General features: G+C 64.5%; 4 protein-coding genes. 2 read left to right on the top strand and 2 right to left on the bottom strand.

Features of this window, described 5'->3' with window-relative positions; translation table 11 throughout:
* Together B7L71_RS00120 and B7L71_RS00115 are read right to left on the bottom strand one after the other, a co-directional pair.
* Positions 1–2184, bottom strand: a 2184-nt coding sequence (locus B7L71_RS00120) for an efflux RND transporter permease subunit (protein WP_081135034.1), incomplete at its 3' end; no start/stop codon positions are given.
* Between the two features lie 8 nt (positions 2185–2192).
* Entirely contained in the window at positions 2193–3269 is a 1077-nt protein-coding gene (locus B7L71_RS00115) for an efflux RND transporter periplasmic adaptor subunit (RefSeq protein ID WP_081135032.1), read from the bottom strand.
* Between the two features lie 167 nt (positions 3270–3436).
* On the opposite strand from B7L71_RS00115, the gene B7L71_RS00110 reads away from it, so the two are divergent.
* Positions 3437–4903 carry an efflux transporter outer membrane subunit gene (locus B7L71_RS00110; RefSeq protein WP_081135029.1) on the top strand — a complete coding sequence of 489 codons (1467 nt, stop codon included), beginning with the start codon at positions 3437–3439 and terminating at the stop codon, positions 4901–4903.
* Between the two features lie 109 nt (positions 4904–5012).
* On the top strand, positions 5013–5444 hold a 432-nt coding region (locus B7L71_RS00105; RefSeq protein WP_170919405.1), incomplete at its 3' end, for a nicotinate-nucleotide--dimethylbenzimidazole phosphoribosyltransferase.

Raw genomic sequence — 5444 nt, 5'->3', positions numbered from 1 at the left:
CTGACGCCAGTCGGTGCGCGGGTCGATCAGGTAGGGGCTGTCGGCCATGATGCGCTGGGCCTGGTCGGCCAGCGAGCGCAGCACTTCCGGGGAGGGCCCCTGAAAGCGCGCCTCGATGTCCGCACCATCGCCTGGGCCGAACTGTAGCCGCTGGGTGCGTACCTGTGCGCTGGGAAACGCTTCGTTCAGCTCTCGGTAGAAGCGCTGGTCCAGCGCGGGAATGGCGTCCAGGTCTTCGGTACGCACGATGAACTGGGCATAGGCGGTGTTGGGCTGCTCCGGGGCGTAGGTGAGCATGAAGCGGGTAGCGCCCTGGCCGATGAAGCTGGCCACCGATACCACGTCCTCCTGCTCCAGGATATACGCCTCGATATCGGCGGCGTAGTCGGCGGTCGAGCGAATGTCGGTGCCCTGGGGCAGCTCCACATTGACGAAGAACAGCGGCGTGTTGGAGTCCGGAAAGAACGACTGGGGTATCAGGCTGAAGGCCCACAGGCACACGGCGGTGATCAGCACCAGCGCGCTGACGGTGACGATGCGTATGCGCAGTGCCAGCAGCAGCACCCGGCGATAGGCGCGATAGAGCAGGCCGCCGTACAGCTCGCGCTTGCTGGGCTCGTCGTCGTTCTCCTCGTTCTCCTCGTTCTCGTGCTGGCGCTCGCCTGCTTGCTGCTCGTCAGCGGGCTGGTCCTCGTCGTCGCCTTTCTGGCGCAGCAGGTAGTAGCCAAACAGCGGGGTGACGGTGATCGCCAGCAGCCAGCTCAGCATCAGGGACACCAGAATGACCATGAACAGCGAGTAGAGAAATTCGCCGGTGACATCGTCCGACAGGCCAATACCGGCAAAGGCCATGATGCCGATCACCGTGGCGCCCAGTAGCGGCAGCTGGGCACGCTTGGCGGCGCTGCCTGCAGCCTCCTTGGCGCGCTGGCCGCGCTTGATGTTGGTGACCATGCCTTCGGCGACCACGATGGCGTTATCCACCAGCATGCCCATGGCGATGATCAGCGCCCCCAGCGAGATACGCTCCATCTCGATGTTCAACAGCCCCATGAACAGCAGGGTGCCCAGCACGGTGAGCAGCAGGGTACTGCCGACCACCACGCCGATGCGCCAGCCCATGGCCAGGCACAGCACCCCGATCACGATGGCCACCGACATGGCCAGGTTGAGCAGGAAGTCGTTGATGGCATCGTTGACCACATGGTGCTGTTCGTAGAGAGGATGTAGCTCTACGCCCAGCGGCAGGCGGCTTTTCAGCTCTTCCATGCGGGCTTCGACGGCTTCGCCCACTCTGATGATGTTGTCGTTGGCGGCGCCCGCAATGCCGAGTGTGAAGGCATCCTCGCCGTTATAGCGAATCAGCTGGTTGGGCTGGTCGCTGGGCTCGCGGTAGACGGTGGCGATATCCATCAGCGACACCTGTTCGGTGGTGCCGGGGCGGCCGATGCGAATGGCTTCGATCAGCGCGGTGCTGTCGATGTCGCTACGCGCCACCAGCCGCACCTGGCGTTCCCCTACCCGCAGGCTGCCCGCGTTTTCCACGGCGTTTTCGGTCTGGATGGTGTTGATGACCTGATTGATGGGAATGCCCAGGGTGGTCAGGCGCTCGTTGGAGATGTCGATGTAGATGGTCTCTTCCCGCTCGCCTGCGGTGGTCACCCTGGCCACGCCGGGTACTGCCAGCAGCTCGCGCTGAAGAAACGTCGAAATGTCGCGGATCTCCCGCGTGGTGAGCCCATCGGCCGTGACTGCATAGAAAAGGCCGTACACTTCACCGAAATCGTCGTTGACCTGGGAGCCCAGCACCCCCTCGGGCAGGTCGCCCTGGGCATCGTTGATCTTGTTGCGCAGCTCATCCCAGATTTGCGGCAGTTCGTGGCTGCGGTAGCTGGAGTGGACTTCCACCTGGATTTCCGAGCGCCCAGGTAGCGACTTCGACTTGATGACGTCGATCTGCTCCATTTTCTGGATAGCGCGCTCAAGGCGTTCGGTGACCTCATTTTCTACTTCTGTCGCGGTGGCGCCAGGATAGGGCGTATTAATAATCGCGTTAGGGATGGTGAAGGATGGGTCTTCGAGTTTGCCGACGGCGTTATATCCCCACAAACCACCAAATAAGCAAATTAAGACGATTAGCCACGTGTTTAAAGGCCGTTCTATGGACAGCTTTGCGATATTCATAAGGCCTCCTAGAGCGCGGCTTTGAGCGGTTTGACGCGCATGCCGTCGCGCAGCAGGTGTACCCCGGCCGCCGCAATCGACTCGCCAGGCTGAACGCCTGCCACCAGCATCACGGCGTCGTCGCTCAGCTCACCCACGGTGACCTCCCGGGGCGATACCGTGCCCTCGTCGGGGTCGTAGACCCACACGCGAAAATCACCGCTCTCGGTGGTGTCCAGGGCGCTGGCTGGAATCATCATCACCCCGGACACCAGCCGCTCGGCGGGCTCGATGAACACGGTGGCCGTGGTGCCGGGCAGCGCCACCAGGTGCTCGCCTTGGGCGGGCGCGAACTCCACCTGATAGGTCTGGGCGACCTCGTCGGGCTCGGTGATGTGTTCGCGGTACTCCAGCGCAATGCGCTCGCCGGGCAGCGTGGCGATCTCGGCTTCGGCGTTGAAACCGTGTTCGCCATCGAGATGCTGCATCAGCGCTTCGGGCACGTTGATGCGAATGCGCAGCTCCGAGATGTCCTGAATACGGACGACTTCGGCATTGGGCGGCAGCGTGGTGTGGTTTTCCACCAGGCGGCGGGCAATCAGCGCATCAAAGGGCGCGTACAATGAGGTGTAGGCCAGCTCCTGGCGGGCGCTCTCCAGCTGGGTAGCGGCCAGCTCGGCATCAGTGCGGGCCGCTTCCAGCACCGAGGCGGAGACGGCGTTATGGCGATACAGATTTTCCTGCCGCTGCAGATGCTGGCGGGCCTGGGACAATTCCGCCTCTGCGGCGCGCACCTGCAGAGCGTAATCGGTTTGATCGAGCTGGGCGATCAGCTCGCCTTTGGCCAGCGTGGTGCCCTGTACGGCTGGAAAGGTGGTCAGGCGCCCGCCCACCTGAAAGGCCAGATTGACGGTGCTCACGGCATCGACGCGACCCACGAAACGACGGCCCGAAAAGGCCTGCTGCTGGCCGGTCTCAAACAGTTTGACCACCTGAGCCGGAGGCTCGGGGGGCTCTTCGGCGTCTCTGCAACCTGCCAATAACGTCACGCATGCCAGCAACCCGGCCAGAGTGGGTAGCCACTTCCCCTTGCGGATGAACCTCATCCAATGCCTCCCTGCAAGTCAATGGGGGATCACGGTGGTGTGATGTATCCCCTGTTTCGTCAGCCCCCTATAATAGGCTATAATAGGTACTCTTAGCCACTTCGAACAGGTGTTTGGTTTAACGCCGCCCTAAATCGGTATTCACCCGAACTGCAAGGATGATCAGCGTGCACAGGAATCGCCCGTGGGGCCCCCGCCTCAAACCGTTCACCACTGCCTCGGCGCTGGCCTTGCTGCTGGCAGGCTGTGCGGTCGGCCCGGAGTATCAAACGCCCGACATTGAGCTGCCGGAGAGCTGGCCTGCCCATATCACTCTGGAGCAGCAGGCCCGTGACGACTGGCACCGCTGGTGGCAGCGCTTCGAAGACCCGGCGCTGAACCGGCTGGTCGAGCGCGCCAGCGAAGACAATCTCGAACTGGCGATTCAGTTGGCGCGCATCCGCGAGGCCCGTGCCCAGCTGGGGTTTGCCGATGCCGAGCGCTTTCCCACCGTGGGCTATCAGGCCGAAGCCAACCGTGAGCGCACTCCGGGGGCGGCGCTGCCCATCGATGTTCAGCCCGTGCAGGAGCTGCTGACCTCCACCAACAACCAGTACTCCCTGGCCGCTAGCCTGGAGTATGAAATCGACCTGTGGGGGCGGCTAGCCAACCAGCGCGCTGCGGCCATGGCCGCCCTGCAGGAGAGCCTGTTTGCCAGAGACGCCGCCGAGCTGGGCGTGATCGGTGACGTGGTCACCACCTACGTCAGCCTGAAAAGTGCCGAAGCCCAGCAAGCGCTGATGGAGGAGACCCTGGCCGCGTACCAGGAGACCTATCGCCTTCAGGCGCTGCGCTTCGAGCATGGCGACATCAGCGAACTGGAACTGCGCCAGGCCGAAGCCGAGTGGCGCAACCTGCAGGCAGAGCTGCCGTCGCTCAAGCAGCAGGTGGAAACCCTGCGCGGGGCCCTGGGCACGCTGGTGGGCATGTCCCCTGATGAGCTGCTGACTACCCTGGACACCGGCACGTCGCGGCTGGATGACCTGGCCCAGCCGGTGGGCATACCTGCCGTGATGCCGTCGGCGATGCTCCAGCGCAGGCCCGATATTCGCTCGGCAGAAGCGGCGCTGATTGCGGCCACCGCCCAGATCGGCGTGGCCGAGGCCAACCGCCTGCCGTCGCTCAATCTCAGCTCCTTTTTGGGCACTGCGGCCGCCAGCACCAGTGATCTGTTCAGCGATGTGGCCCGCACCTGGGGCGTCGGGGCCTCGGTGATGGGGCCGCTGTTCGACTTCGGTCGTAGCCAGTCCGGGGTGGAAAGCGCTGAAGCGCTGGCCGAACAGGCCGAAGCGCAGTATCGCCTGACCGTGCTGACCGCTTTCAACGAAGTGCGCGATGCGCTCTACAGCTACGACTTCAGCGAGCGACGGCTGGCCGCCATCGACGAACAGCTGGAGGCCGTTGCCCGCACCCGGGAGCTGGCCGTGCTGATGTACGACCAGGGGCAGGTGAGCCAGCTGGAGCGCCTGGACGCCGAACGCAACCTGCTCTCGGCCCGTTTGGCCCAGGCCGATGCGCGCCGTGAGCAGCTGGCGGCCACGGCCACGCTGTTCAAGGCGCTGGGCGGTGGCTGGCAGGAAACCCCCGTTTACTGATTGCCGGTAAGGTAACCACAGCCCGGGCGGCTCCGCTGGCCGCCCGCATCTGTTACCATGCTGCGCTTGCGATCACTTCATCTCTGGTTTTGCTGCCACTGGAGCTGCCATGCCTCCCTGCGCGTCCTCTGCTGCCGCTTCTGACTCCCTTGCCGCTTACCCCTGGCTACCCGACATCGGCCCCGTCGATGCCGCCGCCGCTGAGCGCACCCGTGCCTACCTCGACACTTTGACCAAGCCGCCCGGCAGCCTGGGCAGGCTCGAAGCGCTGGCGATTCAGCTCAGCGCCATCACGGGCAGCGCACGCCCTCGGGTGGATAGCCCCGCCGTGGTGGTGTTTGCCGCCGACCACGGCGTGGCCGCTGAAGGCGTGTCGGCGTTTCCCCAGGAGGTGACCGCGCAGATGGTCGCCAACTTCGTTCAGCAGGGCGCGGCCATCAACGTGTTTGCCCGCCAGCTGGGCGCTCGGGTGGACGTGGTGGATGTCGGGGTGGCGTCGCCGCGACCGCTGCCGGGAGCCACCGATGCCCGCGTGCGTTCG

The sequence above is a fragment of the Halomonas sp. BC2 genome (assembly GCF_002078115.1).
GTDB lineage: Bacteria > Pseudomonadota > Gammaproteobacteria > Pseudomonadales > Halomonadaceae > Vreelandella > Vreelandella stevensii.
Note: the sequence above shows the minus strand (reverse complement) of the source record. Positions and strands in the feature narration are given on the sequence as shown.

What these genes read in the sequence shown, in the direction of transcription:
- B7L71_RS00115 (WP_081135032.1), bottom strand. Translation starts at nt 3,269, where the DNA reads ATGAGGTTCATCCGCAAGGGGAAGTGGCTACCCACTCTGGCCGGGTTG.